This window comes from Pseudomonas rustica (assembly GCF_018336155.1).
Taxonomy (GTDB): domain Bacteria; phylum Pseudomonadota; class Gammaproteobacteria; order Pseudomonadales; family Pseudomonadaceae; genus Aquipseudomonas; species Aquipseudomonas rustica.
Map to the genome: position 1 here is coordinate 38,447 of NZ_JAGYHF010000010.1, position 26,068 is coordinate 64,514.

Here is a 26,068-nt window from a genome sequence, read left to right on the forward strand (position 1 = left end):
CGCTCTTGGCAATGCCCGTTTTTTTGCCTGCCGCCGGACGGTCGGCAGCACTGCTTATAAAAGCGTCGGGCTTGTGTGGTTAAATAGCTGACCGACCATTCCCAAAACGAACTGGCAGGCTTGACAAGGCATAGGCTGAAACGTATGTTTCAAACAAGTGTTTGTCAGGCGGAGTAGCCATGGCCCAGTCGGAAACCGTTGAACGCATTCTTGATGCTGCCGAGCAGTTGTTCGCGGAGAAAGGTTTCGCGGAAACCTCATTGCGTTTGATCACCAGCAAGGCTGGCGTCAACCTGGCAGCAGTGAACTATCACTTCGGTTCGAAGAAGGCCCTGATACAGGCGGTTTTCTCGCGCTTCCTCGGGCCGTTCTGCCTCAGCCTCGATAAAGAGCTGGAGCGCCGTCAGGCCAAGCCTGAGAACAAGCCGACCCTCGAAGAACTGTTGGAAATCCTCGTCGAGCAAGCCCTCGTGGTGCAGCCACGCAGCGGTAACGACCTGTCGATTTTCATGCGTTTGCTCGGCCTCGCGTTCAGCCAGAGCCAAGGCCACTTGCGCCGTTATCTGGAAGACATGTACGGCAAGGTATTCCGTCGCTACATGTTGCTGGTCAACGAAGCCGCGCCGCGTATTCCACCAATTGAACTGTTCTGGCGCGTGCACTTCATGCTCGGCGCTGCGGCGTTCAGCATGTCCGGTATCAAGGCGTTGCGGGCGATTGCCGAGACCGATTTCGGCGTTAACACTTCCATCGAACAAGTCATGCGCCTGATGGTGCCGTTCCTCGCCGCGGGCATGCGCGCAGAAACCGGCGTCACCGACACGGCCATGGCCACCGCGCAACTGCGTCCGCGCAGCAAGTCAACGCCGGTCGCCGCCAAGGTTTAACCGCGCACGGGTGGGCGCGGCAGCTTGTATCCGCTAAGCTAGCCGCCCATGCCGACTCTCGTTCTGAACCCGATCCAAACAGAAATTGCCGACCTGCCGAGCACTGCTCACGGTAGCGATTTTCTGCGCATCGGGTTTTTCGTTTTCAAGGAATCTCTATGACTGCTGGCCTGCAAGGCTCGTTGATGGTGGACGTCGCCGGTACCTGGCTGACGGCCGAAGATCGCCAATTGTTGCGTCAGCCCGAAGTGGGCGGCCTGATTATTTTCGCCCGTAACATCGAACATCCGCGCCAGGTGCGTGAGCTCAGCGCCGCGATCCGCGCGATTCGCCCGGATCTGCTGCTGGCGGTGGATCAAGAGGGCGGTCGTGTGCAGCGTCTGCGTCAGGGCTTCGTGCGCCTGCCGGCCATGCGTGCCATCGCCGACAACCCGGATGCCGAATACCTCGCTGAACAATGTGGCTGGATCATGGCCACCGAAGTGCTGGCGGTCGGCCTCGACCTGAGTTTCGCCCCGGTACTCGATCTCGATTACCAGCGCAGCGCCGTGGTCGGCACCCGTTCCTTTGAAGGCGATCCCGAGCGCGCCGCAGTCCTTGCCGGGGCATTTATTCGCGGCATGAACAGCGCGGGCATGGCGGCCACCGGCAAGCACTTCCCTGGTCACGGTTGGGCCGAAGCCGATTCCCACGTGGCGATCCCGAATGACGAGCGCAGCCTCGACGAGATCCGCGCCAACGACCTCGTGCCGTTCGCCAAACTTAGTAAGCAACTGGCCGCGATCATGCCGGCGCACGTCATCTATCCGCAGGTCGATTCGCAGCCAGCCGGTTTCTCCCGCCGCTGGTTGCAGGACATCCTGCGCGGCGAGTTGCAGTTCGACGGCGTGATCTTCAGCGACGACCTGTCGATGGCCGGCGCTCACGTGGTCGGCGACGCCGCCAGCCGCATCGAAGCCGCATTGACTGCAGGTTGCGACATGGGCCTGGTGTGCAACGACCGCGCCGCTGCCGAACTCGCCCTTAGCGCCGCGCAACGGATGAAGGTCAAGCCCTCCGCCCGAATCGCTCGTATGCGCGGTCAGGCCATTGCCAGCACCGAATATCGCCAGGATCCGCGCTGGCTCACCGCCATCGGCGCGCTCAAAGACGCTCAACTGATCGATTAAGGATTTTTCGTTATGACCGTTTACGCAATCATCGGTGGCACCGGCCTGACTCAACTCGAAGGCCTGAGCATTCGCCAGTCGCTGGCAGTCGACACACCTTACGGCGCGCCATCGGCCGAAGTGCAGATCGGCGAATACGCCGGCAAGGAAGTGCTGTTCCTCGCCCGTCACGGCCACCCGCATCGCTTCCCGCCGCACAAGGTCAACTACCGCGCCAATCTGTGGGCGCTGAAGCAGGCCGGCGCCGAAGCGATCATCGCGGTGAATGCCGTCGGCGGGATTCATCCGGCGATGGGCACCGGGCATTTCTGCGTGCCACATCAGATCGTCGACTACACCAGCGGCCGCGAGCACACCTATTTCGCCGATGATCTGGAGCACGTCACCCACATCGACTTCAGTTTTCCCTACAGCGAACCGCTGCGTCAGCAATTGATTGCCGCCGTGGCTGCTGAAGGTTGCGAGTTCAGCGACCAAGGCGTTTACGCCTGCACCCAAGGCCCGCGTCTGGAAACCGTGGCCGAAATCGTGCGTCTGGAGCGCGATGGCTGCGACATCGTCGGCATGACCGGCATGCCGGAAGCCGCGCTGGCGCGTGAGCTGGATCTGGATTACGCCTGTCTGGCGCTGGTGGTGAACCCTGCGGCGGGCAAGACCACTGAAGTGATCACCATGGCCGAGATCGAGCAGGCGCTGCATGACGGCATGGGTAAGGTGAAGTCGACATTGGCGCGGGTGTTGGCCGGCTAAGGGCTGCCCATGAGCGTTTTCATCGAGCGGCTCAAGTCGTCGGCCTGGACTCAGGAATTCACTAGCAGCGCGCTGGCCAAGGCTCGCGCTTATGCCGCCGATGATCGAGTAGAGATCATCGAGATCGATGACAGAAAGATCGAGGCGTTCTGCGTCGGTTCGCAAGATCAGGCGTATGAACAAACCATTTACCTGTCCGAAGATCGGCTGGGCTCCGTCAGCTTGCGTTGCCTGTGCACCTGTCCTGTCGCTATCGACTGCAAGCATTGCGCTGCGGTGCTTTATCACCTGCAGGGCAGTGATCATAGTGCGTCTGAAAGTGACGCACAGATCCCGCTGGGTCGGGCGCTGGAACATTGGCTTTCGACAATTCCGGTGCCGGCCAAGCCCGCCGTAGAGGGCGCGCAAACCGCAGGCACGCGCCTGTTTTACAAGCTCAAGCCAACGTCAGTGAGCGGCAAGTGGCTGCTCGATATTTTCAAGGTTTCCCAGCTCAAGAGCGGCGAGTTACGCGAAGTCAAACCGATGTATTCGCTGGCGGAAATGCTCATGCGTCAGCCCGGCTACCTGTCCGAGCTGGATCTGCGCGTCGCCAGGCTGCTGGTTGCCATGCACTCGCACCACGCCTATTACAGCGGCTATCCGCTGGAAGGCAGCAGCGGCGCCGAACTGCTGGACATGCTCCTGCGCACCTCGCGGCTGTTCCTCGATTTCGAAGATCTGCGCCCGTTGGTGGCGGGGGCGAAACGCACCGGCCAGTTCGCCTGGGCCGAACAGGCCGACGGCGGCTTCCGCGCGCAGTGGAGCAGTGCCGAGGCTGCGCAGGAAACTGTGCTGGCGCTGGAGCCGCTTTATTACCTGGATCGTGATCAGCGGCAGATTGGCCCTCTGTTCAATGAACTGGAAGAAAAACTGGCCAGTCATTTGACGCTGGCGCCGGACGTTCCGGCGCGTCAGGCCATGCAGTTCAGCCATCGCATGAGCACCGCAACGAGAATCCCGCCGCCACACCAACTGACCGAACGAGTCATCGACGACGTACTGCCGCAGCCACAACTGACCCTCGTCAGCGGTCGGGAGCGCTCGCGCTGGGAATACGTTCTGGAGCACCGCGCCGCCCTGGTGTTTACCTACAACGGCCAGCCGACGGTGGATCGCAATCCGGAAGTGATGATCCTCAACGGCACCGAAACCCAGCGCATTCAACGCCAGCCTGCGGTGGAAAAGCAGCTGCGCCAGATCCTGCAAAAGCACGGCTTCAAGAAAGCCACCCGCAAGAGTTCGCTGGATCGTCGCGGCGAGATGTTTACCTTGCCGGATGATTCCGCCTGGCTCGGGTTTATGCACGAAGGGCTTGCCACCCTGCGCGCCTTGAACTGGCAAGTCGAGATTAGTGACGGCTTTCATTTCAATGTACAGCCAGTCGAGCATTGGTACGCCGAGGTCGAAGAAGAGGCTGGGCATCAGTGGTTTGATTTGCAATTGGGTATCGTCGTCAATGGCCAGCGCTACAGTTTGCTACCGATCCTTCTGCACTTGTTGCGCACCCAGCCGCGCTTGCTTGACCCGGTCAATCTGGCACAACGCAGCGATGATGAAAAACTCCTGATCGAACTGAAGCCCAGCGGCTTTGGTGACTCTTCGGGCGCCAAGGTCGCGCTGCCGCTGAGTCGGGTCAAACCGCTGATGGCGACGCTGGGCGAGTTGTACCTGGGCGGTCATCAGGGCGATGCACTGCGCTTGAGTGTCCCGGATGCCGCGCGCTTGAGTATGCTCGATGGCGTACCGCTGGATTGGCAGGGTGGCGAGCGGCTGCGCACCTTCGCCAAGCGATTGCAGAATTCCAGTCACACCCACGTCGCTGCGCCGGCCGGTCTTAACGCGCAACTGCGCCCGTATCAGCTTGAAGGCCTGAACTGGATGCAGACCCTGCGCGAGCTTGAGGTCGGCGGCATTCTCGGCGATGACATGGGGCTGGGCAAAACCCTGCAAACCCTGGCGCATCTGCTCACGGAAAAACACGCCGGTCGCCTCGATTGCCCGGCTCTGGCGGTGATGCCGACCAGCCTGATTCCAAACTGGCTCGACGAGGCCGAGCGATTCACCCCGCAGTTGAAAGTATTGGCGCTGCACGGCACGGGACGGCAGAAAGATTTCGCTAATCTGGCCGAGTACGATCTGGTGCTGACCACTTACGCGTTGCTGCCGAGGGATCTCGAGGTTCTACAGCCGCAGCTGTGGAGCGTGCTGATTCTCGACGAAGCGCAGAACATCAAAAATCCGATCAGCAAAGCGGCGCAAGCGGCCCGTGATCTGCAGGCCCGTCAGCGCTTGTGCCTGAGCGGCACGCCATTGGAAAACCACTTGGGCGAGCTGTGGTCGCAGTTTCATTTCCTCATGCCCGGCTGGCTTGGCGACAGCAAATCCTTCAATCGCGATTACCGCACGCCAATTGAAAAGCACGGCAATGTTCAGCGCATGCAGCACCTGACGGCACGGATCAAGCCGTTTTTGTTGCGTCGCAAAAAGGATCAGGTCGCCACCGAGTTGCCACCGAAAACCGAAATCGTCCATTGGGTCGATCTCAGCGACGGCCAGCGCGATGTCTATGAAACGGTTCGCGTCGCAATGGACAAAAAAGTCCGCGACGAGATTGCCCGCAGTGGCGTGGCGCGCAGTCAGATCATCATTCTCGATGCCTTGCTCAAGCTGCGGCAGGTTTGTTGCGACTTGCGCCTGATCAAGATGCCAATGACAGCCAAGGCACTGCGTTCCGGCAGTGGCAAGCTGGTCAGCCTGATGGAAATGCTTGAAGAGTTGCTCGGCGAAGGTCGCAGAATCCTGCTGTTCTCGCAGTTCACCTCGATGCTCGCTTTGATTGAGGAAGAATTGCAGCAACGGGACATTGCCTATTCGCTGCTGACCGGCGACACCACGGATCGGCGCACGCCGGTCAAGGATTTTCAGGGCGGCAAGGTGCCGCTGTTTCTGATCAGTCTGAAGGCGGGCGGTACCGGTTTGAACCTGACTGCTGCGGACACGGTGATCCACTTCGACCCGTGGTGGAACCCGGCAGTGGAGAATCAGGCCACCGATCGCGCGTATCGCATCGGGCAGAACAACCCGGTGTTTGTTTACAAGCTGATTGCCCGTGGCACGGTGGAGGAGAAGATACAGGCGTTGCAGCAGGAGAAGGCCGCGTTGGCCGGGGCGGTGCTTGAAGGTGGGACGACGGGTGGCTGGAAGCTTGAGCAGAGTGACATCGAGGCGTTGTTTGCGCCGTTGCCTGTTTCCAAGAGTTGAGCCTGGGTTTTAACTGTTAGACCGAGGTGCCCCTATTCGCGAGCAAGCCCGCTCCCACATTGGATCTGTGGCGTTCACCAATCCAGTTTTTACAGGGATCTTGTGAATGCCAAAATTCTAATGTGGGAGCGGGCTTGCTCGCGAAAGCTATCTAACAGGCGACAAAAATCTTAACGCTTATCGAGCTTATCCGGCAGCGGCGCAAACAGCGCTTCAATATCATCACTCTGCAACTTCCAGTCCCCAGCCCTACGCCCATCCAGCACGCCTGCCGCCAAGTCGGATTTTTCCTTTTGCAGGTGCTGAATCTTCTCTTCCACCGTGCCCCGAGCAATCATCTTGTAAACGAATACCGGTTTCTCCTGACCAATTCGATACGCCCGATCCGTCGCCTGATTTTCGGTCGCCGGGTTCCACCACGGGTCGTAGTGAATCACCGTGTCCGCTTCCGTCAGGTTCAGACCAACACCACCGGCCTTCAGGCTGATGAGAAAAATCTGACGCTTACCGCTCTGGAATTCCTTCACCGGTGTACGCCGATCGCGGGTCTGGCCGGTCAAAAGCGCGTAGGAAACATTACGCTTTTTCAGCTCTTGCTCGATCAAGGCCAGCATCGAGGTGAACTGCGAAAACAGCAAAATCCGCCGTCCTTCCTCGAACAACTCCTCAAGCATTTCCATCAAGCTGTCGAGCTTGCCTGAGGTGCTGCCGCGAGCGGGCAGGGTGGCATCGTTGACCAAGCGCAAATCACAGCAAACCTGACGCAGCTTGAGCAGCGCCTCAAGAATGATGATCTGACTGCGCGCCACGCCTTTGCGGGTGATCTCGTCGCGGACTTTCTTGTCCATCGCCAAACGCATGGTTTCGTACACATCGCGCTGCGCTTCGTTGAGATCGACCCAATGGATGATCTCGGTTTTCGGCGGCAGCTCGGTGGCGACCTGCTCTTTGGTGCGGCGCAGCAGGAACGGTTTTATCCGACCGTTGAGGTGCTGAAGTCTGACCTCACTGCCGCGCTTTTCAATCGGCACACGGTAATCGGCGTTGAAGCTTTTCACGTCGCCGAGCCAGCCCGGCAGCAGGAAGTGAAACAGCGACCACAGCTCGCCCAAGTGGTTTTCCAGCGGCGTACCGCTCAGGCACAGACGCTGGCGTGCGTTGAGCTCGCGCGCGGCTTGAGCGGCTTTGCTGTTCGGGTTTTTGATGTACTGCGCCTCATCCAGCACCAATACATGCAGCGGCTGCTTGGCCAGACGTTCGACGTCTTTGGGCAGCAGCGCGTAGGTGGTGAGGATCAGGTCGAAATCGGCCAGATTATCGAAATGCTTTTTGCGCGTGGCCCCGTACAGCGCGACCACTTTCAGCTGCGGGGTGAAGTGTGCCGCCTCATCCAGCCAGTTTGGAATCAGACTGGTCGGCATCACCACCATGCACGGGCGATCCAAACGTCCGGCATTTTTCTCGCTGAGAATATGCGCCAGGGTCTGTAGGGTTTTACCCAAACCCATGTCATCCGCAAGAATCCCGCCGACTTCCAGTTGCCGCAGCGATTGCATCCAGCTCAGGCCTTCGAGCTGATACGGGCGCAGCGTCGCGTTCAGTCCTTCCGGTGCTTCAGCGCTGAAATCACGAATGTCGCGCAAGCGTTGAGCAAACGTGCGGATCTGCTCGCCACCCTCCCACAGCAGGGGCAGGCCTTCCAGAGAATTGAGTCGTGTCGCGTCGGCCTTGCTCAGGCGCAGGGTGGTTTCGCCCGGCTCCTGCAAATAGAACTCGCCGAGCGTCATCAGCACAGGTTTCAACCGACCCAGCGGCAATGCCACCTGCAGCGGCCCGTGCTCGATATTGCGTTGCGGCACGTTGACCAGAATCAGCTCGTCATCGCGACGGCGCGCAAGGCGTTCCGGATTGAGAATTTCGGCGTGCGAGCGCATCAGGTTAAGCAGGATCGGCAGCAGACTCAGGCGCTCACCGTTGACGATGATCCCCAGTTCCAGATCAAACCAGTCACGCTCCGGCGCCTGCTCGACCGTGGCGTACCAGTCATCCACGGCAGTCAGGTCAAAGCCAAACTCCTCGTCGATCTGCAATTCCCAGCCTTGGGTGCGCAGCTTCGGCAAATCGTTGAGGGTAAACGTCAGCCAGGCGCTGTCGTTGACCATTTCATACAGCTCGCCCGCGCTTTCCGGCAGCGCTTTGCTCTGGCGGGTAGCAATACGAAAGCCGAGGATTCGTAACTGTTCGCGGTAGGACTGTTCGACTTCCGGATGGCGTTTTATCCGCAGGGTCTGGGTTTCCTGACGGATCAGGATGTCGCTGTTTTTCTGCCCGCTGACGTACTCATCCAGATAGCTGAACGACAGCGCCGCGCGGTGCTGAATGTAGCGCTGCATCTTGCCGTTGCGCGGTTCGAAAGCGCTGAACTCGACACTGGCCAGCCACAGGCGCGGCATCGGCTGCACATTGTCGACCAGCACTTGCGGCGGTGCTTTAGGGCCACGATTCTCCAGCACGGCTTGAAGTTTCTCCAACAGCTCGGCGTCTTTGGCAGCGGCGGGGTAGTCGAGGGTTTCCTGCACTTTCAGCAACACTGCCGCGCAATGTTTGCAGTTGCTGCGAACCGGGCAGGTGCAGCCGGCATCGACCAGCAGCAGAGTGCCTTTGGCTGACTCGCGAAGATGAATCGTCTGACGGTAAACGTTACCGCCAGAGCCTTCGCAACTGGCGGTGATCGTTGCATCGCCGACCTGGGCGATGCGTACCCGGTTTTCCAGGGCGTAGCGGCGGCCACGCTCCAAGCTCTGTTCCTTGAATCGGCTGACCCAGGAGGGCGCCAACGGTTTACTCAGCGGCGGGTTCATAAGGACTTCGATCAGTCCGGAATCGCTTCAGGCGCTTCCCGTGGCGCAGGCGCGGTCAGGGAAGTGATCTTGATCAGCAGCGCCAGATGGCCGTTGTCGAGATAGTTGAGTTGGCCGTTCTTGGTGTGGCTGTCCTGTTTCAGGCGTTCACTGGCGGTGACCAGGCCATTGGTGTCGATCTGATTGACCCAGAAATCGGCAGCGACGTCAGTGAAGCGCCCGAGCTTCATCTCCAGCGTGCCCTCGATCGGGAACTGGCCGTATTGCTCCTGACCGTCGCTGACCGCGACTTTCGCCGGTGCTTCGCCGAGGGTTTGCTGCCAGGCCTTGTGCATCAGGACTGTGTAGTCGCCACTGGCGGTGAGTTTAGTCACCACGTCATTCAGTGCCGGGGTGCGCTTGCTGTCGTCGGCCAAACGCTGGGCGCCGGCGGCCCAGTCTTCCGGCGCGGCACGGCTGACGATGGCCGGCACGGCGTTCTGGCGCACCAGAATCATTTCGACCTGATACAGGTCATCGGCAAAAACCGAAGGTGCTACCAGGGTGAGTAGCAAAGTCAGCGAGCGAAACAGGCGCATGCGGCGTCCTTTAAACAGATTTCGGGAGGAGGCGCTCAAACAGCGCCTCTACAGTATTAAAGCGCTCTTCCGGGCGTTCCATCGGCACCTGGAACTTGAACATCGTGGCGCCTTCGAATTTGTAGCGTTTTGGCTGGCTCTGAATCAGCTTGATCAGTGTCATCGGATCGACCTGCGTCTGCGCTTCGAACTCGATGCGCCCACCTTGCGGGCCGCCATCGACTTTCTTGATGCCCAACTGCTCAGCCTGCAACTTCAACGCCGTGATGCGCACCAGATTTTTCGTCGGTTCCGGCAACAAGCCGAAACGGTCGATCATCTCGACTTGCAGATCCTTCAAGCCTTCCTCGTCGGTCGCCGAAGCAATGCGCTTGTACAGAATCAGGCGCGCGTGAACATCCGGCAGGTAGTCTTCCGGAATCAGCGCCGGCACCCGCAAATTGACCTCCGGGCCACCGCCGAGCGGTTGATCGAGGTTCGGTTGCTCGCCCTTGCGGATCGATTTCACCGCGCGTTCGAGCATTTCCATGTACAGCGTAAAACCGACGGCTTGAATCTGCCCGCTCTGGCCATCGCCAAGCAGTTCGCCGGCACCACGGATTTCCAGGTCGTTGGTCGCCAGCACGAAACCGGCACCGAGATCCTGAGTATTGGCGATCGCTTCCAGACGCTTTTCCGCGTCCGAAGTGATTTGCTGGCGCGGCGGTGTCAGCAGGTACGCATATGCCTGGTGGTGACTACGGCCAACGCGACCACGCAACTGGTGCAGTTGCGCCAAGCCGAATTTGTCAGCGCGCTCGATGATAATGGTGTTGGCGCTCGGCACGTCGATGCCGGTCTCGATGATGGTCGAAGCGATCAGCACGTTGAAGCGCTTGTGATAGAAGTCGCTCATCACCTGTTCGAGTTCGCGCTCGCGCATCTGTCCGTGGCCGATGCCGATACGCGCTTCCGGTACCAGTTCGGCGAGGTCGGCGGCGCATTTCTCGATGGTTTTCACATCGTTGTGCAAGTAGTAAACCTGGCCGCCGCGCAGCAGTTCGCGGAGCAGGGCCTCTTTGACCGTGCTCTTGTTCTGCTCCATGACGAAGGTGCGCACCGACAGGCGTCGCGCCGGCGGTGTGGCGATGATCGACAGATCGCGCATGCCCGACACCGCCATGTTCAGCGTGCGCGGAATCGGCGTGGCGGTCAGCGTGAGGATGTCGACTTCGCTGCGCAGGGCCTTGAGCTGTTCTTTCTGACGCACACCGAAACGGTGCTCTTCGTCGATGATCACCAGCCCGAGGTTTTTGATTTTCACGTCGTCGGACAGCAACTTGTGCGTGCCGATGACGATGTCGATCTTGCCTTCCGCCAGATCGGCGATCGCTGCGTTCACTTCCTTGGCCGATTTGAAGCGGCTCATCACTTCCACGCTCACCGGCCAGTCGGCGAAGCGGTCGCGGAAGCTGTTGTAGTGCTGCTGGGCGAGCAGGGTGGTCGGCACCAGAATCGCAACCTGGCGGCCACCGTGGACGGCGATGAATGCCGCGCGCATGGCCACTTCAGTCTTGCCGAAACCGACGTCGCCGCAGACCAGACGATCCATCGGTTTCGGCGCGAGCATGTCGGCGCGCACGGCTTCGATGGTGGTTTGTTGATCCGGGGTTTCTTCGAACGGGAAACCGGCGCTGAACGTCGCGTAATCGGCTTTCGGGTCGGCGAACGCATAACCTTCGCGAGCGGCGCGGCGAGCATAGATGTCGAGCAACTCAGCGGCGACGTCACGTACCTGTTCGGCGGCTTTGCGTTTGGCTTTCTGCCAGGTTTCCGAGCCGAGACGGTGCAGCGGCGCTAGCGCATCATCGCTGCCGGTGTAGCGCGCGATCAGATGCAGGTTGGCCACCGGCACGTAGAGCTTGGCGTTTTCGGCGTATTCGAGGGTAAGGAATTCGGCGGCTTGATCGTCGATTTCCAGAATCGTCAGGCCGAGGTAGCGACCGACACCGTGATCGATGTGCACCACCGGCGCGCCTTCGCGCAGTTCGGTGAGGTTTTTGATCACTGCGTCGTTGTTGCCGTCGGCACGCTTCTCGCGACGGCGACGCTGCATGACGCGTTGACCGAACAGCGGACTTTCGGCGACCAGTGCCAGCGCCGGATCATCCAGCATCAGGCCTTCGTCGAGCGGGGCAATGGTGATCGCCAGACGATCCTTGCTCGCAACAAAGTCCGGCCAGCTGTCGACAGTTTTTGGTCGCAGCTTCAGACGTTCGAGCAACTCCAACAGGACTTCGCGACGGCCCGCGGATTCGGCGGTGAACAGCACGCGTCCGGGGAACTCATCGAGGAAGCCAGCCAGCGCGGCCAGCGGTTGCGTGGCTTTGGCTTCGATCGCCAGATTCGGCAGGGCTTGCGCGGGGAAGCGCTCGCGACCAGCGCCGCTTTCGACGTCTTGCTGACTGGCAACCACACGCGGCCAGCTCTTCAGACGGGCGAAGCAGTCTTCCACCGGCAGGAATAATTCGGCGGGTGGCAATAAAGGACGCGATGGATCGACGCGGCGCTCTTCGTAACGGTTGCGTACGTCGTTCCAGAAATTCTCCGCCGCTTGCTCGATGCCCGGCAGCGAGAACACTTGCGTGTCTTGCGGCAGGTAATCGAACAGCGTCGAGGTTTCGTCGAAGAACAGCGGCAGGTAGTACTCGATACCGGCCGGGGTAATTCCGCTGCTCAGATCCTGAAAGATCGGGCAGCGACGGAAGTCGACGTCGAAACGCTCGCGAAAGCGCGCCTTGAAGCGGGTGACTGCGTCTTTCTGCAACGGGAATTCACGCGCTGGCAGCAGCTTGACCGAGTCGACCTTGTCGATGGAGCGCTGGTTTTCCGGATCAAACGTGCGCAGGGTTTCGATTTCGTCATCGAACAGGTCGATGCGATACGGCAACTTGCTGCCCATCGGAAACAGGTCGATCAGCGCGCCGCGCACGGTGAATTCGCCGTGCTCATACACCGTGTCGACGTAGCGATAGCCGCTGGCTTCGAGCCGCGAGCGCATCTGCTCGACGTCGAGCTTCTGACCGACATCCAGCACCAGGCTGCTACCGAGCAGGAATTTGGTCGGCGCCAGACGGTGCAGGGCGGTGGTGATCGGCACCACCAACACACCGTGTTCCAGTTCCGGCAGCCTATATAAGCTGGCAATGCGCTGGGAAATGATGTCCTGATGCGGCGAGAACAGGTCGTAGGGCAGGGTTTCCCAGTCGGGGAAATGCAGAACGGGCAAATCCGGGGCGAAGAAACTCAGCTCCTGTTCCAGTCGTTCAGCACTCTGGCTGTCGGCGGTCAGTAGCAGGGTGAAGCGCTTGGCAGCGCTGGCAGCCTCGGCAATCGCCAGACTGAGGGCAGCGCCGGGCAAATTGCCCCAATGCTGTTTACCTGCCTCGGCAGGGAGTTGCGGTAGACGCAGAACGGGCACGGAAGGTTGAGCTCCAGGCTTTGCGACAAAGTCGGTAATTGTAGCGGCGTCGGGTGTCGCCTGTCAGTTGCAGACTACGTCTATCTTCACTGTTTTGGCGAAATGTAGTGGTAACCATAAAAACGAGCACTTTTTTAGTGGTTATGTAGTGCCGAAATTGGCTCGTGTTACGGAGGGTTACAGACATCGTCTAACAGTCGACGAAAAATTGACTGCGCTGGAAGCCGCGTATTTACTGGGCTGGCGCGGGGCGTGATTTTTTTGAAAGGAATTTTGTTACCGATTTCGCGACAAGCGCGCATTGCTGAATGAGGTTGTGGGCGGCATAATGTAGCCCCTTTTTTCTGCCCCTACATGTGGAAGGTTACCGTGACTCAGAAGCCCGACCAGTGTCTTGGTGAATGGATCGACCGTGAAGCACTCGCAGAAGCGATGATCCCGCTTATCGGTCAGCTCTACCGCAATAACAACGTGGTGAGCTCGATCTATGGCCGCAGCCTGATCAACCAGTCTGTCATCGCGATTCTCAAAGCTCACCGCTTTGCGCGCCACCGTTCTTCCGACGACAGCGAACTCTCCGTCCACGAAACATTCCCACTGCTTAAGGCCATGAGCGAGCTCAAGCTCGGCGCGGCTTCGGTAGATCTGGGCAAGTTGGCGTTCAAATTCCGCAACGAAGGCAACGGCCGCAGCGCCGAGCAATTTGTTCGTGAAGAAATGGCTGATGTGGTTGGCCAGCAAAACGCTTCCGCACGTAAAGGCACCGACGTTGTGCTGTACGGCTTCGGTCGTATCGGCCGTCTGCTGGCGCGCATCCTGATCGAGAAAACCGGTGGTGGCGACGGTCTGCGTCTGCGTGCCATCGTCGTGCGCAAAGGCGCCGACAACGACCTGACCAAACGCGCCAGCCTGCTGCGTCGCGATTCGGTACATGGTTCGTTCAACGGCACCATCACCATCGACGAAGAAAACAACACCATCACCGCCAACGGTAACCTGATCCAGGTGATCTACGCGAAGAACCCGACTGAAGTGGATTACACCCAGTACGGCATCAAAGACGCGCTGCTGGTGGACAACACCGGTGTATGGCGTGACGCTGATGGCCTGGGCCAGCACTTGCAGTGCCCGGGTATCGACCGCGTTGTTCTGACTGCGCCAGGCAAAGGCAAGCTGAAGAACATCGTTCACGGCATCAACCACGGTGAAATCACCGCTGATGACAAGATCGTCTCCGCTGCTTCCTGCACCACCAACGCCATCGTGCCGGTGCTGAAAGCTGTGAATGACAAGTTCGGCATCATCAACGGTCACGTCGAAACCGTTCACTCGTACACCAACGACCAGAACCTGATCGACAACTTCCACAAAGGCGATCGCCGTGGTCGTAGCGCCGCGCTGAACATGGTGATCACTGAGACCGGTGCTGCCACCGCTGCTGCCAAGGCCCTGCCTGAGCTGGCCGGCAAGCTGACCGGTAACGCGATCCGCGTTCCAACGCCGAACGTGTCGATGGCCATTCTCAACCTCAACCTTGAGAAAGCCGCCACCCGTGAAGAGATGAACGAGTACCTGCGCTACATGGCGCTGCACTCCGATCTGCACAAGCAAATCGACTTCGTCAATTCCCAGGAAGTGGTTTCGACCGACTTCGTGGGCTCGCGCCACGCCGGTGTGGTCGACGCTGAAGCGACCATCGTTCAGGACAACCGCGTTGTTCTGTACGTCTGGTACGACAACGAGTTCGGTTACAGCTGCCAGGTTATCCGCGTGATGGAAGACATGGCTGATGTGAATCCGCCAGCGTTCCCGCGCTAAGCGATAGCTGCACATGAAAACGCCCCGACTTTGGTCGGGGCGTTTTTGTTTGGGGAAGATCAAAAGATCGCAGCCTTCGGCAGCTCCTACAGGAGATCGCATTTGATTCTGTAGGAGCTGCCGAAGGCTGCGATCTTTGCTTTACGCCCTCTTCGGGAGCAAGCCCCCTCCCACAATTGGAATGCATTCTCCTGTGAGAGGGGGCTTGCTCGCGATGGCGTTCTATCGGGCGCCGCCAGGGATGGCTGCTTGCGCCGTGCGCAGTTCATGCTTGTTACCACGAAACAGCACCAACGTTGCAATCAACCCGAGTACCGCCGCGCCACTCAGCCAGATCCCCGGCGCAGCCTTGTTATCCAGCACATGAATCAGGTACGTGCACGCCGCCGGGGTAAACCCGCCGAACGTCGCCGTCGCCAGGCTATAGGCCAGCGAGAACCCGGTTGTACGTACTTCCACCGGCATGATCTCGGTCAGCGCCACCACCATCGCGCCGTTGTACGAGCCGTACAGGAACGACAACCACAATTCGACGATCAGCAAATGGCTGAAGCTCGGATTCACCACCAACCACGACAGCGCCGGGTACGCGGTCAGAGTCGCCAGAATAGTCGCCGCCAGCAGTAGGGGTTTACGTCCAATCTTGTCGGACACCGCACCCATCACCGGCAGCCAGAAGAAGTTCGACAGCCCAATACACACCGTCACCAGCAACGCATCGAAGTCCGACAAGTGCAGCTCGGCCTTGCCGAAGGTCGGGGTGTACGCGGTGATCAGATAGAAGGAAACCGTAGTCATCACCACCAGCGCCATGCCAGCGATAACGATGCCAAAGTTCTGACCGATCGAGCGGACAATTTCCCGCAGGGTAGGGCGATGTTTCCGCGCCTGGAATTCCGGGGTTTCTTCCAGCGAACGACGAATGACGAAGATCACCGGCACAATCATGCAGCCGATCAGGAACGGCACGCGCCAGCCCCAATCACCCATTTGTTCCGGACTCAGCCAATGATTGAGGCCGACGCCGAGCAAACCGGCGAACACCACCGCCGCTTGTTGGCTGGCGGACTGCCAACTGACGAAAAAGCCCTTGCGGCCCGGTGTGGCGATTTCAGCCAGATACACCGACACGCCGCCCAACTCCACGCCCGCCGAGAAACCTTGCAGCAAGCGGCCAAACAGCACCAGCAAAGGAGCGGCAACGCCGAGGGTGGCGTATCCCGGAACACAGGCAATCAGCACCGTACCGGCGGCCATCAATGCCAGCGTGATGATCAAACCCTGGCGACGGCCATGACGGTCAATGTAGGCGCCGAGGAAGATCGCCCCCAGCGGTCGCATCAGGAAACCGGCACCAAAAGTCGCCAACGACAGCATCAGCGAAGCGAAGGCACTGTCAGTCGGGAAGAAGGTTTTGGCGATGGCCGTGGCGTAGAAGCCGTAGACCATGAAGTCGAACATTTCGAGGAAGTTACCGCTGACAACGCGAAAGATCGCTTTGCCTTTGCCCGTGGAAGTGGACATTTTTAGATACTCTTTATTGGATTTTTAGAAGCGCGTTGCATCCGTTGGGAGCGAGCGGGCCCTTTGATTCATAATGGCCGGCGCTGTTTTGCGGGGAGATGAAGAATTGTTCACTGGACGGTTTGTAGGGTTCGTGGTTTTAGCGGCTTTTTTGGCGGCCTGCGGCGAGGGTGAGTCGATGGAAAGCTTTGGCGGGCCAACCATGGGCAGCACGTATTCGATCAAGTACGTGCGTCATGCGGGTGATGCCGATTCCGCGCAAGTTCGCAGTGAAGTAGAAGGGATCCTCGCCGAAGTCGACCAGCAGCTGTCCACTTACCGCAACGATTCCGACATCGAACGTTTCAACGCTTTGCCCGCCAATAGCTGTCAGACAATGCCCGCGTCGGTACTCGAATTGATCCGCGTCGGCGAACAACTGTCAGCGCAAAGCGAAGGTTCCTACGACCTCACCGTAGAACCGCTGATGAATCTCTGGGGCTTCGGCCCGCAAGGTCGCGAAGAGAAAGTCCCCGATGCTGCCGCACTGGCCGAGGTGATGCAGCGGGTCGGTCATCAGCATCTGCACATCAATGGTGATCAGTTGTGCAAGGACGCGGCAGTCGAGGTCGACTTCAATAGTATCGCCGCCGGTTATGCCGTCGACACCATCGCCGCAAGGCTCGACGCGCTGGGCATCCACGATTACCTCGCCGAAGCCACCGGCGAACTCAAGGCAAAAGGCAAAAAGCTCGACGGCTCCCCGTGGCGCATTGCTCTGGAAGAACCCCGCGACGATCAACAGATCGCCGAGCGCATCATTGATGTCGACGGCTACGGCGTTTCGACCTCTGGCGACTACCGCAACTATTTCCTGCAGGACGGTCGGCGCTATTCCCACACCTTCGATGCCCGCACCGGCGCACCCGTCCTACACGACTTGGCCTCAGTCACGGTAATTCATCCTTCAGCGTTGATGGCCGATGGACTATCGACGCTGTTGCTTATTCTCGGCCCCGAAAGGGCTATGGACTATGCCGAAAAACATGACATCGGTGCATTCTTGGTGATTCGTGCCGATACAGGTTTCGTCATCCGCACCAGTCCGGCGTTCGAACGCCTCAGTGGCAAAAAAACTGACTGAGAACAATACGAAAGCTGGCGTTGTAGTGCAGGCAAAAGTAGCCTACGACGCGACCAAGGGTTAATGTGCGCGGCGTTGACGCTTCTATAGACTGTGTCCGGGTTCTTGATTGACCCCCAATTGTTCCTTCGCGCCGCCGTTCGGCGTGATTTAGCCGTAGGTGCTGCTGGCACCGCGGCCTGTTCTGAGGAGTACGCATGGCTGTCTACAACTACGACGTGGTGGTACTGGGTTCCGGCCCGGCGGGAGAAGGCGCGGCAATGAACGCCGCCAAAGCAGGGCGCAAGGTCGCGATGGTCGACAGCCGTCGTCAGGTCGGCGGCAACTGCACCCACCTCGGCACCATCCCGTCCAAGGCACTGCGTCACTCGGTGCGGCAGATCATGCAGTTCAACACTAATCCTATGTTCCGGGCGATCGGCGAGCCACGCTGGTTCTCCTTCCCGGACGTGTTGAAAAGCGCCGAGAAAGTCATTTCCAAACAAGTCGCCTCGCGCACCGGCTATTACGCCCGTAACCGCGTCGACGTGTTCTTCGGCACCGGCAGCTTCGCCGACGAGCAAACCATCGAAGTGGTCTGCGCCAACGGCGTGGTCGAAAAACTGGTGGCCAAGCACATCATCATCGCCACCGGTTCGCGTCCTTATCGCCCGGCCGACATCGATTTCCACCACCCGCGTATCTACGATAGCGACACCATCCTCAGCCTCAACCACACCCCGCGCAAACTGATAGTTTACGGCGCTGGCGTGATTGGTTGCGAATACGCGTCGATCTTCAGCGGTCTGGGTGTACTGGTTGAGCTGGTCGATAACCGTGGTCAGTTGCTGAGCTTCCTCGACTCGGAAATCTCCCAGGCGTTGAGCTACCACTTCAGCAACAACAACATCACTGTGCGCCACAACGAAGATTACGATCGCGTTGAAGGCGTCGACAACGGTGTGATCCTGCACCTCAAATCCGGCAAGAAGATCAAGGCCGACGCCTTGCTCTGGTGCAACGGCCGTACCGGCAACACCGACACGCTGGGTCTGGAAAACATCGGCGTCAAGGTCAATAGCCGTGGCCAGATCGAAGTCGACGAGGCTTACCGCACCTGCGTACCGAACATCTACGGTGCCGGTGACGTGATCGGCTGGCCGAGCCTGGCCAGTGCCGCCCACGACCAGGGCCGTTCGGCCGCTGGCAGCATCGTTGATAACGGTAGCTGGCGCTTCGTGAATGACGTGCCGACCGGCATCTATACCATTCCGGAGATCAGCTCGATCGGCAAGAACGAGCAGGAGCTGACCCAGGCCAAAGTGCCGTACGAAGTCGGCAAGGCGTTCTTTAAGAGCATGGCGCGTGCGCAGATCGCCGGCGAGCCGCAAGGCATGCTGAAGATCCTGTTCCACCGTGAAACCCTGGAAGTGCTGGGCGTGCACTGCTTCGGTTATCAGGCGTCGGAGATCGTCCACATCGGTCAGGCGATCATGAGCCAGCCGGGCGAGTTGAACACCCTGAAGTACTTCGTCAACACCACGTTCAACTACCCGACCATGGCTGAAGCCTATCGGGTAGCGGCGTACGACGGCCTCAACCGGCTTTTTTGACGGGCTCCGGCCGGTGGCCTGAGCCGGCCGGGGAGACCGATTTCAGCAATTCTCGAGCGTGGCAGTGGCCAAACCGGGAAAGTCTGTAATCAGGCTGTCAACGCCGAAGTCGGCGAGTCTGCGCATCAGCGCAGGCTCGTTGACGGTCCACACCGACACATGCAGCCCCTGACGCTGCGCCTTCTGCAGGCGTTCCGGCGTACACAGCGTCCAGTTCAGCGCAAGAATCTCGCAGCCGTAACTAGCCGCGACCTTCAACGGGTCGAGCCAGGCGTATTCGGCGACCAGTCCGCGTGACACATCCGGCACCAGATCCAGCGCCGCTTTCAGCACTTCCCGCGAACTCGAGGTGATCGTCACCTTGTCGAGCAGGCCATGTCGCTGAGCCATTTCACGAATCGCCAGCACCGTGGTTGCGGCGCGCGTGCGTGAAGCGCTTTTCACCTCGAGCTGCCAGTGCTCGAAATCGCATTGCTCGAACAATTCTTCCAGCGTCGGAATCGGGCATGGCTTGATCCAGCCCGGGCCACCCTTGCGCGCGTCGTAAGTCACCAGTTCGGCGGCGGTGTGCTCGACGACTTTGCCGCGCCGATCCGTGGTGCGCTTGAGGGTCGGGTCGTGGATGACCATCAACTCGCCGTCCTTGGACAGGTGCAGATCGAGTTCGCAACGGCGCACGCCGTGCTTGAGACATTCCTGAAAGCTGCTCAGGGTGTTTTCCGGTGCTTCGCCCTTGGCGCCGCGGTGGCCGTAGATGAGGGTCACGGTTCTTCCTTAAATTAAATGCCTGATTCGTTCTGTTCGCGGGCCAGACGTCGTTCCTGGGCCTGCTTCTGCAAGATATAGCGGGCGAGCAATTGGCGCTGGGCATCGGTCAAGTGTTCGAACTCGGTGCCGACGTCGAATCCGTTGCCCTTGGGGTCGCAATGGGTGACGCGGGCGCGCAGCAGCAGCCCCAGCGCTTGCGGCATCAGCACCAGTTTCACCGACACGTGGGCACCAGCGGCGATTGGTGTCGGGTGCTGAAAGTCGATCCCGCCTTCGGAAATGATCACCGGTTGCGGCTCGCCGATCTGGCCGAGCACGGTCAGGGCGACCACCTGGCTGAGCAGGTCGATGCGTTTGTTCTGGGATTTCAGGAACGCGGCGATGGCGCGGTCGCGCTCGCTGATCTGGCGCAACAAGTGCTGCGACTCGAATTCGCTCAGGTGCAGTTCGCTGAGCAGGTTGAACAGCGGGGAAGCATCCTGCAACACTTCCTGGCCTGCGGCTTCGGGAGCGGACAGGGGCCGAATTTCCAGTGCGATCGTGTCCTCGATACGGTAGTATTCGCGGCGATCTTCTTCATCTAATGTCGACATGGCGAACCCATGGTAGCGGCGGTGGGCTGAGTGTAAAGCTGGTTATCGACCCCCGCCACAAGGACGTTCCTTTTCCCTCCGAACAAGCCCCGACATGTTCAGACCTCTCTTCGTATTTATCGGCACGCGTTATACCCGTGCAAAGCGTCGCAATCATTTTGTGTCATTCATTTCCCTGACTTCGATGATCGGGCTCGCCCTTGGCGTGGTCGTGATGATCGTCGTGCTGTCGGTGATGAATGGCTTCGATCATGAGATGCGCACACGCGTGCTGGGCATGGTGCCCCACGCGACCATTGAATCCACTGAGCCGATCAACGACTGGCAAAGCCTGGCCACCAAGGTCAAGCAGAACCCGCAGGTGACGGCGGTTGCGCCGTTCACCCAGATGCAGGGCCTGCTGACCAACAACGGTCAGGTCTCCAAGGTGTTGCTCAATGCCATTGACCCTGCGCTCGAACGCAAAGTGTCGATCATCGACAACTTCATGAAGCAGGGCAAACTCGACGATTTGACGCCGGGCAGCTTCGGCATCGTCATCGGCGACAAGGCCGCGACCAAGCTGGGCGTCGGCATCGGTGACAAGGTCACCTTCGTCGCGCCGGAGGTCAGCGTGACCCCGGCCGGGATGTTCCCGCGCATGAAGCGCTTCACCGTGGTCGGCATTTTCCATGTCGGCGCCGGCGAGCTCGACGGCTATCTGGGCGTCACCAACCTGCAGGATCTGGCGAAGATGCACCGCTGGAAGCCTGATCAGGTGCAGGGCATCCGCCTGAAGTTCGACGATCTGTTCCAGGCACCGCGTGTGGCGTGGAACATCGCCCAGCAACTTGGCGAAGACCATTACTACGCTCGCGACTGGACGCGCACCCACGGCAATCTGTATCAGGCGATCCGCATGGAAAAAGCCATGATCGGCCTGCTGTTGCTGCTGATCGTCGCCGTTGCCGCGTTCAACATCATTTCCACGCTGGTGATGGTGGTCAACGACAAGAAGGGCGACATCGCCATTCTGCGCACCTTGGGCGCAACGCCGGGCACGATCATGCGCACGTTCATGGTGCAAGGCACGGTGATCGGTGTAGTCGGCACGGCGATTGGCGCGGTGGTCGGGATTTTCGCGGCGCTCAATGTCAGCGCGGCGATTTCGGCACTGGAAGGGCTGATCGGCCACAAATTCCTTAATGCTGACGTGTATTTCATTGATTATCTTCCGTCGCAGGTGCAGAGCCAGGACGTGGTCATGGTCTGCGCGGCGGCGTTGGTTCTGAGTTTCCTCGCCACCCTGTATCCAGCCTGGCGTGCCGCGCGCACCCAGCCGGCGGAGGCGCTACGTTATGAGTGAGTCGGGCATGAGTGAACAAGCAATCTTGAGCTGCCGCAACCTGGGCAAATCCTACGAGGAAGGCCCGGAGTCGGTAGAAGTGCTGGCCGGTCTGCAACTGGAGTTGCACCCGGGCGAGCGTGTGGCGATTGTCGGCACCTCGGGTTCGGGCAAAAGTACTTTGCTCAACCTGCTCGGTGGACTGGATACGCCGACCAAGGGCAGCGTCTGGCTCGACGGTGAAGAATTGTCGGCACTGAGCGAGAAGAAGCGTGGCCTGCTGCGTAACCGCGCGCTCGGTTTCGTTTACCAGTTCCACCATTTGCTGCCGGAATTCACCGCGCTGGAAAACGTCTGCATGCCGCTGCTGATCGGCAAGACGCCGATCCCGGAAGCGCGTCAGCGTGCGACCGCTTTGCTGGAGCGCGTCGGCCTCGGCCATCGCCTTGAGCACAAACCCTCGGAACTGTCCGGTGGTGAGCGTCAGCGTGTCGCCATCGCTCGCGCTCTGGTGAACAAGCCAGGCCTGGTGATGCTCGACGAGCCGACCGGCAACCTCGACTCCCACACCGGGCAGGGCATTCAGGATTTGATGCTGGAACTCAGCACCTCGATGCGCACCGCGTTCCTGGTGGTGACTCACGACATGAACCTGGCCCGCCAGATGGATCGCGTACTGCACCTGCAAGAAGGTCGCCTCACGCCTATCTGATTGGTTGAAACCCGACACCTGAAAAGGCGTCGGGTCTTTTATTTTTATACGGTGCCCCAGCGAATGTTCAGACCGTTATCGATCTTTATCGGCACGCGCTATACCCGCGCCAAGCGCCGCAATCGCTTTGTTTCGTTCATTTCGATGACCTCGATGATCGGCCTCGCCCTCGGCGTGCTCGCAATGATCGTGGTGTTGTCGGTGATGAACGGCTTCCAGCGCGAAATGAGCTCGCGCATCCTTGGCATGGTGCCGCACGCGACCATCGTTGGCGTCAAGCCGATTGATGACTGGCAGCCAGTGGCCGCCGCCGCGATGAAAAATCCCGAAGTGACTGCCGCTGTGCCGTTCACCGAAATGGAAGGCATGCTCTCCTATAAAGGCATGATGCAGCCGATCCAGATCAGCGGCGTCGATCCTGCGCAGGAAGGCAAGGTCTCGATCGTTGCCCAGCACATCGTGCAGGGCCGTCTCGATGCGTTGAAACCGGGCGAGTTCGGCGTGGTGATCGGTGAAATCACTGCGCGACGTTTCCGTCTCAACGTCGGCGACAAAATTACCCTGATCGTCCCGGAAGTCAGCACCGCGCCGGGTGGCATCACCCCGCGCATGCAACGGCTGAACGTGGTCGGCGTGTTCAAGGTTGGCGCTGAACTGGACGGCTCGATGGGCCTGATCCATGTCGCCGATGCTGCGACCATGCAGCACTGGGAACCGAATCAGGTACAGAGCGTGCGTCTGGCAGTCAAAGACCTGTACGCGGCGCCGAAAGTCTCCGCAGACATCGCCGCCAGTCTGGGCGCCGAGTTCAAGGCTGATGACTGGACGCACACTCAGGGCAGCCTGTTCAGTGCGATGAAAATGGAAAAAACCATGATTGGCCTGTTGCTGCTGATGATCGTCGCGGTGGCGGCGTTCAATATCATCGCGACGCTGATCATGGTGGTGAACGACAAGGGCGCGGACATCGCGATCCTGCGTACCATCGGCGCGACGCCCCGGCAGATCATGGCGATTTTCATGGTGCAGGGCACGGTGATCGGCATTGTCGGTACGATCATTGGCGGCGTGTTGGGCGTGATTGCGGCGTTGAATGTCAGTCAGATCGTCGGCTGGATCGAGCGAGTCAGTGGGCAGCACATCTTTAGCTCTGACGTGTACTTCGTCAGCAATCTGCCGTCGGAATTGCAGGGTGGGGACGTGCTGTTGATCTGCTCGGCGGGTTTCATTCTGAGCTTTCTGGCGACGGTGTATCCGGCGTGGCGAGCGGCGAAGATCGAGCCGGCTCATGCCCTGAGATATTCGTAAGCGATCCCAAGCTCGTTCCCACGCTCTGCGTGGGAACGCCTCAACGGACGCTCCGCGTTCGGCTCTGGAAGGGACGCGGAGCGTCCCCGGGCGGCATTCCCACGCAGAGCGTGGGAACGATCAGCTTCGAGGCAACTCAATCACAAACCGCGTCCATCCCGCCTCTGATTCGCAACGAATCTGCCCCCCATGCGCGCGAACGATCGACTGAGTAATCGCCAACCCCAACCCCGCGTGCTCACTGCTGCCTTCCTGCCGCGCCGGATCGGCCCGATAAAATCGGTCAAACAGCCGTGGCAACAACTCCGCAGAAATCCCATCCCCAGTGTTTTCAACCGAAACCCGCACAGCACCCGGTAATTCAGCGATCCGCAAACTCACTGAGCCCGCCGCCGGGGTAAACCGCAACGCGTTATCCAGCAAATTCGACAAGGCCCGCCGCAACATATTGCGATCCCCTTCGATCTGCGCGTTACCCTCACGGCTCAGCGTGACGCCGGCGTCCTCCGCCAGCGGCGCAAAAAACTCCAGCAACACATCGGTCTCATCCGCCAATTCCAGCGGCTCACGCTTGGGCATCAGCAAACCGTGGTCAGCCTTGGCCAGGTACAACATGTCGTTGACCAGTTGCGCCATCCATTGCAGTTCTTCGAGGTTGCTGTGCAGCGCTTCGCGGTAGTCCTCGATCGGCCGAGGGCGGGTGAGGGTGACTTGGGTGTGAGTGAGCAGGTTCGACAGCGGCGTGCGCAGCTCATGGGCGATGTCAGCCGAGAACGCCGAGAGTCGCTGAAACGAATCGTCGAGACGGCCGAGCATGGCGTTGAAGCTGTGGGCCATTTCCGCAAGCTCTGGCGGCATTTGCGCTTCCGGCAGTCGGGCATTCAGCGATTGTGCAGAAATCCCACGCGCCACCGCGCTCATGCGCCGCAATGGATGCAATCCGCTACGCGCTGCCCACGCGCCGAGCAACGCCGTGGCCAGTGCCGAGAGGCCGACGGTCAGCCAGATCAAATGCTGCATGCGTTGCAGGAAATGTTGGTGATGGGTGATGTCGAGCAACAGGCTCAAGTGCGGCGAATCGGCTTTGTCCGGGTAGAGCGGGGCATTGAGCACGCGGTAATCGGTGCCGTCAGTGCTGATCGTCGACAGCCCGTTTTGCGACGGCAAATCCTTGGGGATCTGCGTCGAACTGTCGTACCAGCGTTGGCCGTCAGCACCGGTGATGCGCAGCGACAAATCGGCCTGACGGCTGAGCTCATCCGCCAGTCGCGCTTCACGCTGAGCCGGCTGAACGTCCTGCAGCGCGCGGCGCAGGCCAATCAGTTTGCCATCCAGTTGTTGCTGGTCGAGCTCAATGAAATGCGCCTCGCTGGCGCGGTTGAACAGCACCCCGGCGAACAGCGAGACCACCGCGGTGCAAGCGGCGAACAACAATGCCAGGCGCGAACTCAGGGACAAACGGCGCATCAGACGCTGCGCTCTTCAAGCACGTAACCCATGCCGCGCACGGTGTGGATCAGTTTCTTGGGGAATTCGTCGTCGATTTTCAGACGCAAACGGCGGATCGCCACTTCGATGACATTGGTGTCGCTGTCGAAATTCATGTCCCAGACCTGTGAGGCGATCAGTGATTTCGGCAGCACTTCGCCTTGGCGACGCAGAAGCATTTCCAGCAGGGCGAACTCTTTGGCGGTCAGGTCGATGCGCTGGCCGCTGCGTTCTACACGACGGCGGATCAGATCCAGACGCAAGTCGGCGAGTTGCAGACTGGTTTCCTGTGGCGTGGCACTGCCACGACGCAACAGACTGCGCACCCGCGCCAGCAACTCGGAGAAGGCGAACGGTTTGACCAGATAATCGTCAGCACCGAGTTCGAGGCCGTGAACCCTGTCCTCCACCGCGTCTTTAGCCGTGAGAAAAAGTACCGGTGTGTCCAGTCCGGCACTGCGCACCGCTTGCAGAATCTGCCAGCCACTGCGACCGGGCAGCATCACGTCGAGGATCAGCAGCGCATAATCACCGCTCAATGCCAGTTGCTGGCCGCTGTTGCCGTCGGCCACCAGTTCGGTATTAAACCCGGCCTCGGTCAGGCCCTGTCGCAGGTATTGGCCGGTTTTCGCTTGGTCTTCGACGATCAACAGTTTCATGGGCGACTCGGGTTATTCGGGGATGATTCAGTGAAGGCTTTATACCGTGAGAGCACGCGTGAGGCGCCAACCTGACAAAGTTGTAATCTGCCTGTCAGGTTGATGCCAGTGCGGGCCGGCTAAAGTTTCCCACAGGCTGAACCTTATCTTG

The 26,068-nt window shown here is 59.7% G+C and carries 18 protein-coding genes; 10 read left to right on the forward strand and 8 right to left on the reverse strand.

What is annotated here, in order from left to right; all coding sequences use genetic code 11:
- Window positions 1-179 precede the first annotated feature (179 nt).
- The 4 genes from KFS80_RS19545 to KFS80_RS19560 all read left to right on the forward strand — a co-directional run bounded on the left by KFS80_RS19545 (window position 180) and on the right by KFS80_RS19560 (window position 6,109).
- Window positions 180-887 carry a TetR/AcrR family transcriptional regulator gene (locus KFS80_RS19545; protein WP_019648307.1) on the forward strand — a complete coding sequence of 236 codons (708 nt, stop codon included), beginning with the start codon at window positions 180-182 and terminating at the stop codon, window positions 885-887.
- Between the two features lie 158 nt (window positions 888-1,045).
- Entirely contained in the window at window positions 1,046-2,056 is a 1,011-nt protein-coding gene (gene nagZ / locus KFS80_RS19550) for a beta-N-acetylhexosaminidase (protein WP_212545626.1), read from the forward strand.
- A gap of 12 nt (window positions 2,057-2,068) precedes the next feature.
- Complete coding sequence (locus KFS80_RS19555; protein WP_053122081.1) at window positions 2,069-2,806, forward strand: S-methyl-5'-thioinosine phosphorylase; 738 nt, start codon at window positions 2,069-2,071, stop codon at window positions 2,804-2,806.
- A gap of 9 nt (window positions 2,807-2,815) precedes the next feature.
- The gene (locus KFS80_RS19560; RefSeq protein WP_212545627.1) at window positions 2,816-6,109 is read left to right on the forward strand and encodes a DEAD/DEAH box helicase; all 3,294 of its coding nucleotides are present in this window, start codon (window positions 2,816-2,818) and stop codon (window positions 6,107-6,109) included.
- Window positions 6,110-6,279: 170 nt separating this feature from the next.
- Here KFS80_RS19560 and KFS80_RS19565 read toward each other — a convergent pair whose 3' ends face one another.
- The 3 genes from KFS80_RS19565 to mfd are packed head-to-tail and all read right to left on the reverse strand — an operon-like array spanning window position 6,280 to window position 13,008.
- The gene (locus KFS80_RS19565; RefSeq protein ID WP_212545628.1) at window positions 6,280-8,970 is read right to left on the reverse strand and encodes a DEAD/DEAH box helicase; all 2,691 of its coding nucleotides are present in this window, start codon (window positions 8,968-8,970) and stop codon (window positions 6,280-6,282) included.
- 11 nt (window positions 8,971-8,981) lie between these two features.
- Window positions 8,982-9,548, reverse strand: a complete 567-nt coding sequence (locus tag KFS80_RS19570; RefSeq protein WP_212545629.1) for a CsiV family protein — start codon at window positions 9,546-9,548, stop codon at window positions 8,982-8,984.
- 10 nt (window positions 9,549-9,558) lie between these two features.
- Window positions 9,559-13,008 (reverse strand): transcription-repair coupling factor, encoded by a 3,450-nt coding sequence (gene mfd / locus KFS80_RS19575; RefSeq protein ID WP_212545630.1) that lies wholly within the window; start codon window positions 13,006-13,008, stop codon window positions 9,559-9,561.
- A 354-nt stretch (window positions 13,009-13,362) separates the two neighbouring features.
- Here mfd and KFS80_RS19580 point away from each other — a divergent pair, with 354 nt between their 5' ends.
- A complete protein-coding gene (locus tag KFS80_RS19580) occupies window positions 13,363-14,826 on the forward strand; it encodes a glyceraldehyde-3-phosphate dehydrogenase (RefSeq protein ID WP_008082184.1) in 1,464 nt (487 codons plus the stop codon).
- A 222-nt stretch (window positions 14,827-15,048) separates the two neighbouring features.
- On the opposite strand, the gene tcuC is transcribed toward KFS80_RS19580, so the two are convergent.
- Entirely contained in the window at window positions 15,049-16,350 is a 1,302-nt protein-coding gene (gene tcuC / locus KFS80_RS19585; protein ID WP_212545631.1) for an MFS transporter, read from the reverse strand.
- A gap of 73 nt (window positions 16,351-16,423) precedes the next feature.
- Between tcuC and KFS80_RS19590 the strand changes: the two genes are divergently transcribed.
- Both KFS80_RS19590 and sthA read left to right on the forward strand, forming a co-directional pair.
- On the forward strand, window positions 16,424-17,473 hold the full coding sequence (locus KFS80_RS19590) for an FAD:protein FMN transferase (RefSeq protein ID WP_212545632.1): 1,050 nt from the start codon (window positions 16,424-16,426) through the stop codon (window positions 17,471-17,473).
- A 197-nt stretch (window positions 17,474-17,670) separates the two neighbouring features.
- Window positions 17,671-19,065, forward strand: a complete 1,395-nt coding sequence (gene sthA / locus KFS80_RS19595) for a Si-specific NAD(P)(+) transhydrogenase (RefSeq protein ID WP_038362239.1) — start codon at window positions 17,671-17,673, stop codon at window positions 19,063-19,065.
- A gap of 42 nt (window positions 19,066-19,107) precedes the next feature.
- Here the strand turns inward: sthA and KFS80_RS19600 are convergent, their stop codons facing one another.
- Together KFS80_RS19600 and KFS80_RS19605 are read right to left on the reverse strand one after the other, a co-directional pair.
- Entirely contained in the window at window positions 19,108-19,830 is a 723-nt protein-coding gene (locus KFS80_RS19600) for a glycerophosphodiester phosphodiesterase (RefSeq protein ID WP_008087738.1), read from the reverse strand.
- A gap of 14 nt (window positions 19,831-19,844) precedes the next feature.
- The gene (locus tag KFS80_RS19605) at window positions 19,845-20,426 is read right to left on the reverse strand and encodes a PilZ domain-containing protein (protein ID WP_212545633.1); all 582 of its coding nucleotides are present in this window, start codon (window positions 20,424-20,426) and stop codon (window positions 19,845-19,847) included.
- Window positions 20,427-20,520: 94 nt separating this feature from the next.
- Between KFS80_RS19605 and KFS80_RS19610 the strand changes: the two genes are divergently transcribed.
- From KFS80_RS19610 to KFS80_RS19620, 3 genes are all read left to right on the forward strand, one after another.
- The gene (locus KFS80_RS19610) at window positions 20,521-21,771 is read left to right on the forward strand and encodes a lipoprotein-releasing ABC transporter permease subunit (RefSeq protein WP_053122066.1); all 1,251 of its coding nucleotides are present in this window, start codon (window positions 20,521-20,523) and stop codon (window positions 21,769-21,771) included.
- Window positions 21,764-22,462 carry a lipoprotein-releasing ABC transporter ATP-binding protein LolD gene (gene lolD, locus KFS80_RS19615; protein ID WP_420851054.1) on the forward strand — a complete coding sequence of 233 codons (699 nt, stop codon included), beginning with the start codon at window positions 21,764-21,766 and terminating at the stop codon, window positions 22,460-22,462. The genes KFS80_RS19610 and lolD overlap by 8 nt, the downstream gene beginning before the upstream one ends.
- Before the next feature lie 63 nt (window positions 22,463-22,525).
- Window positions 22,526-23,770, forward strand: coding sequence for a lipoprotein-releasing ABC transporter permease subunit (locus KFS80_RS19620; protein WP_053122062.1), 1,245 nt, complete (start codon window positions 22,526-22,528; stop codon window positions 23,768-23,770).
- Between the two features lie 120 nt (window positions 23,771-23,890).
- Here the strand turns inward: KFS80_RS19620 and KFS80_RS19625 are convergent, their stop codons facing one another.
- Both KFS80_RS19625 and KFS80_RS19630 read right to left on the reverse strand, forming a co-directional pair.
- Window positions 23,891-25,237: a heavy metal sensor histidine kinase gene (locus KFS80_RS19625; protein WP_212545635.1), complete on the reverse strand. Its 1,347-nt coding sequence runs from the start codon at window positions 25,235-25,237 to the stop codon at window positions 23,891-23,893.
- Complete coding sequence (locus tag KFS80_RS19630; protein ID WP_212545636.1) at window positions 25,237-25,917, reverse strand: heavy metal response regulator transcription factor; 681 nt, start codon at window positions 25,915-25,917, stop codon at window positions 25,237-25,239. Before KFS80_RS19630 ends, KFS80_RS19625 begins: the two co-directional genes overlap by 1 nt.
- Window positions 25,918-26,068: the final 151 nt, after the last annotated feature.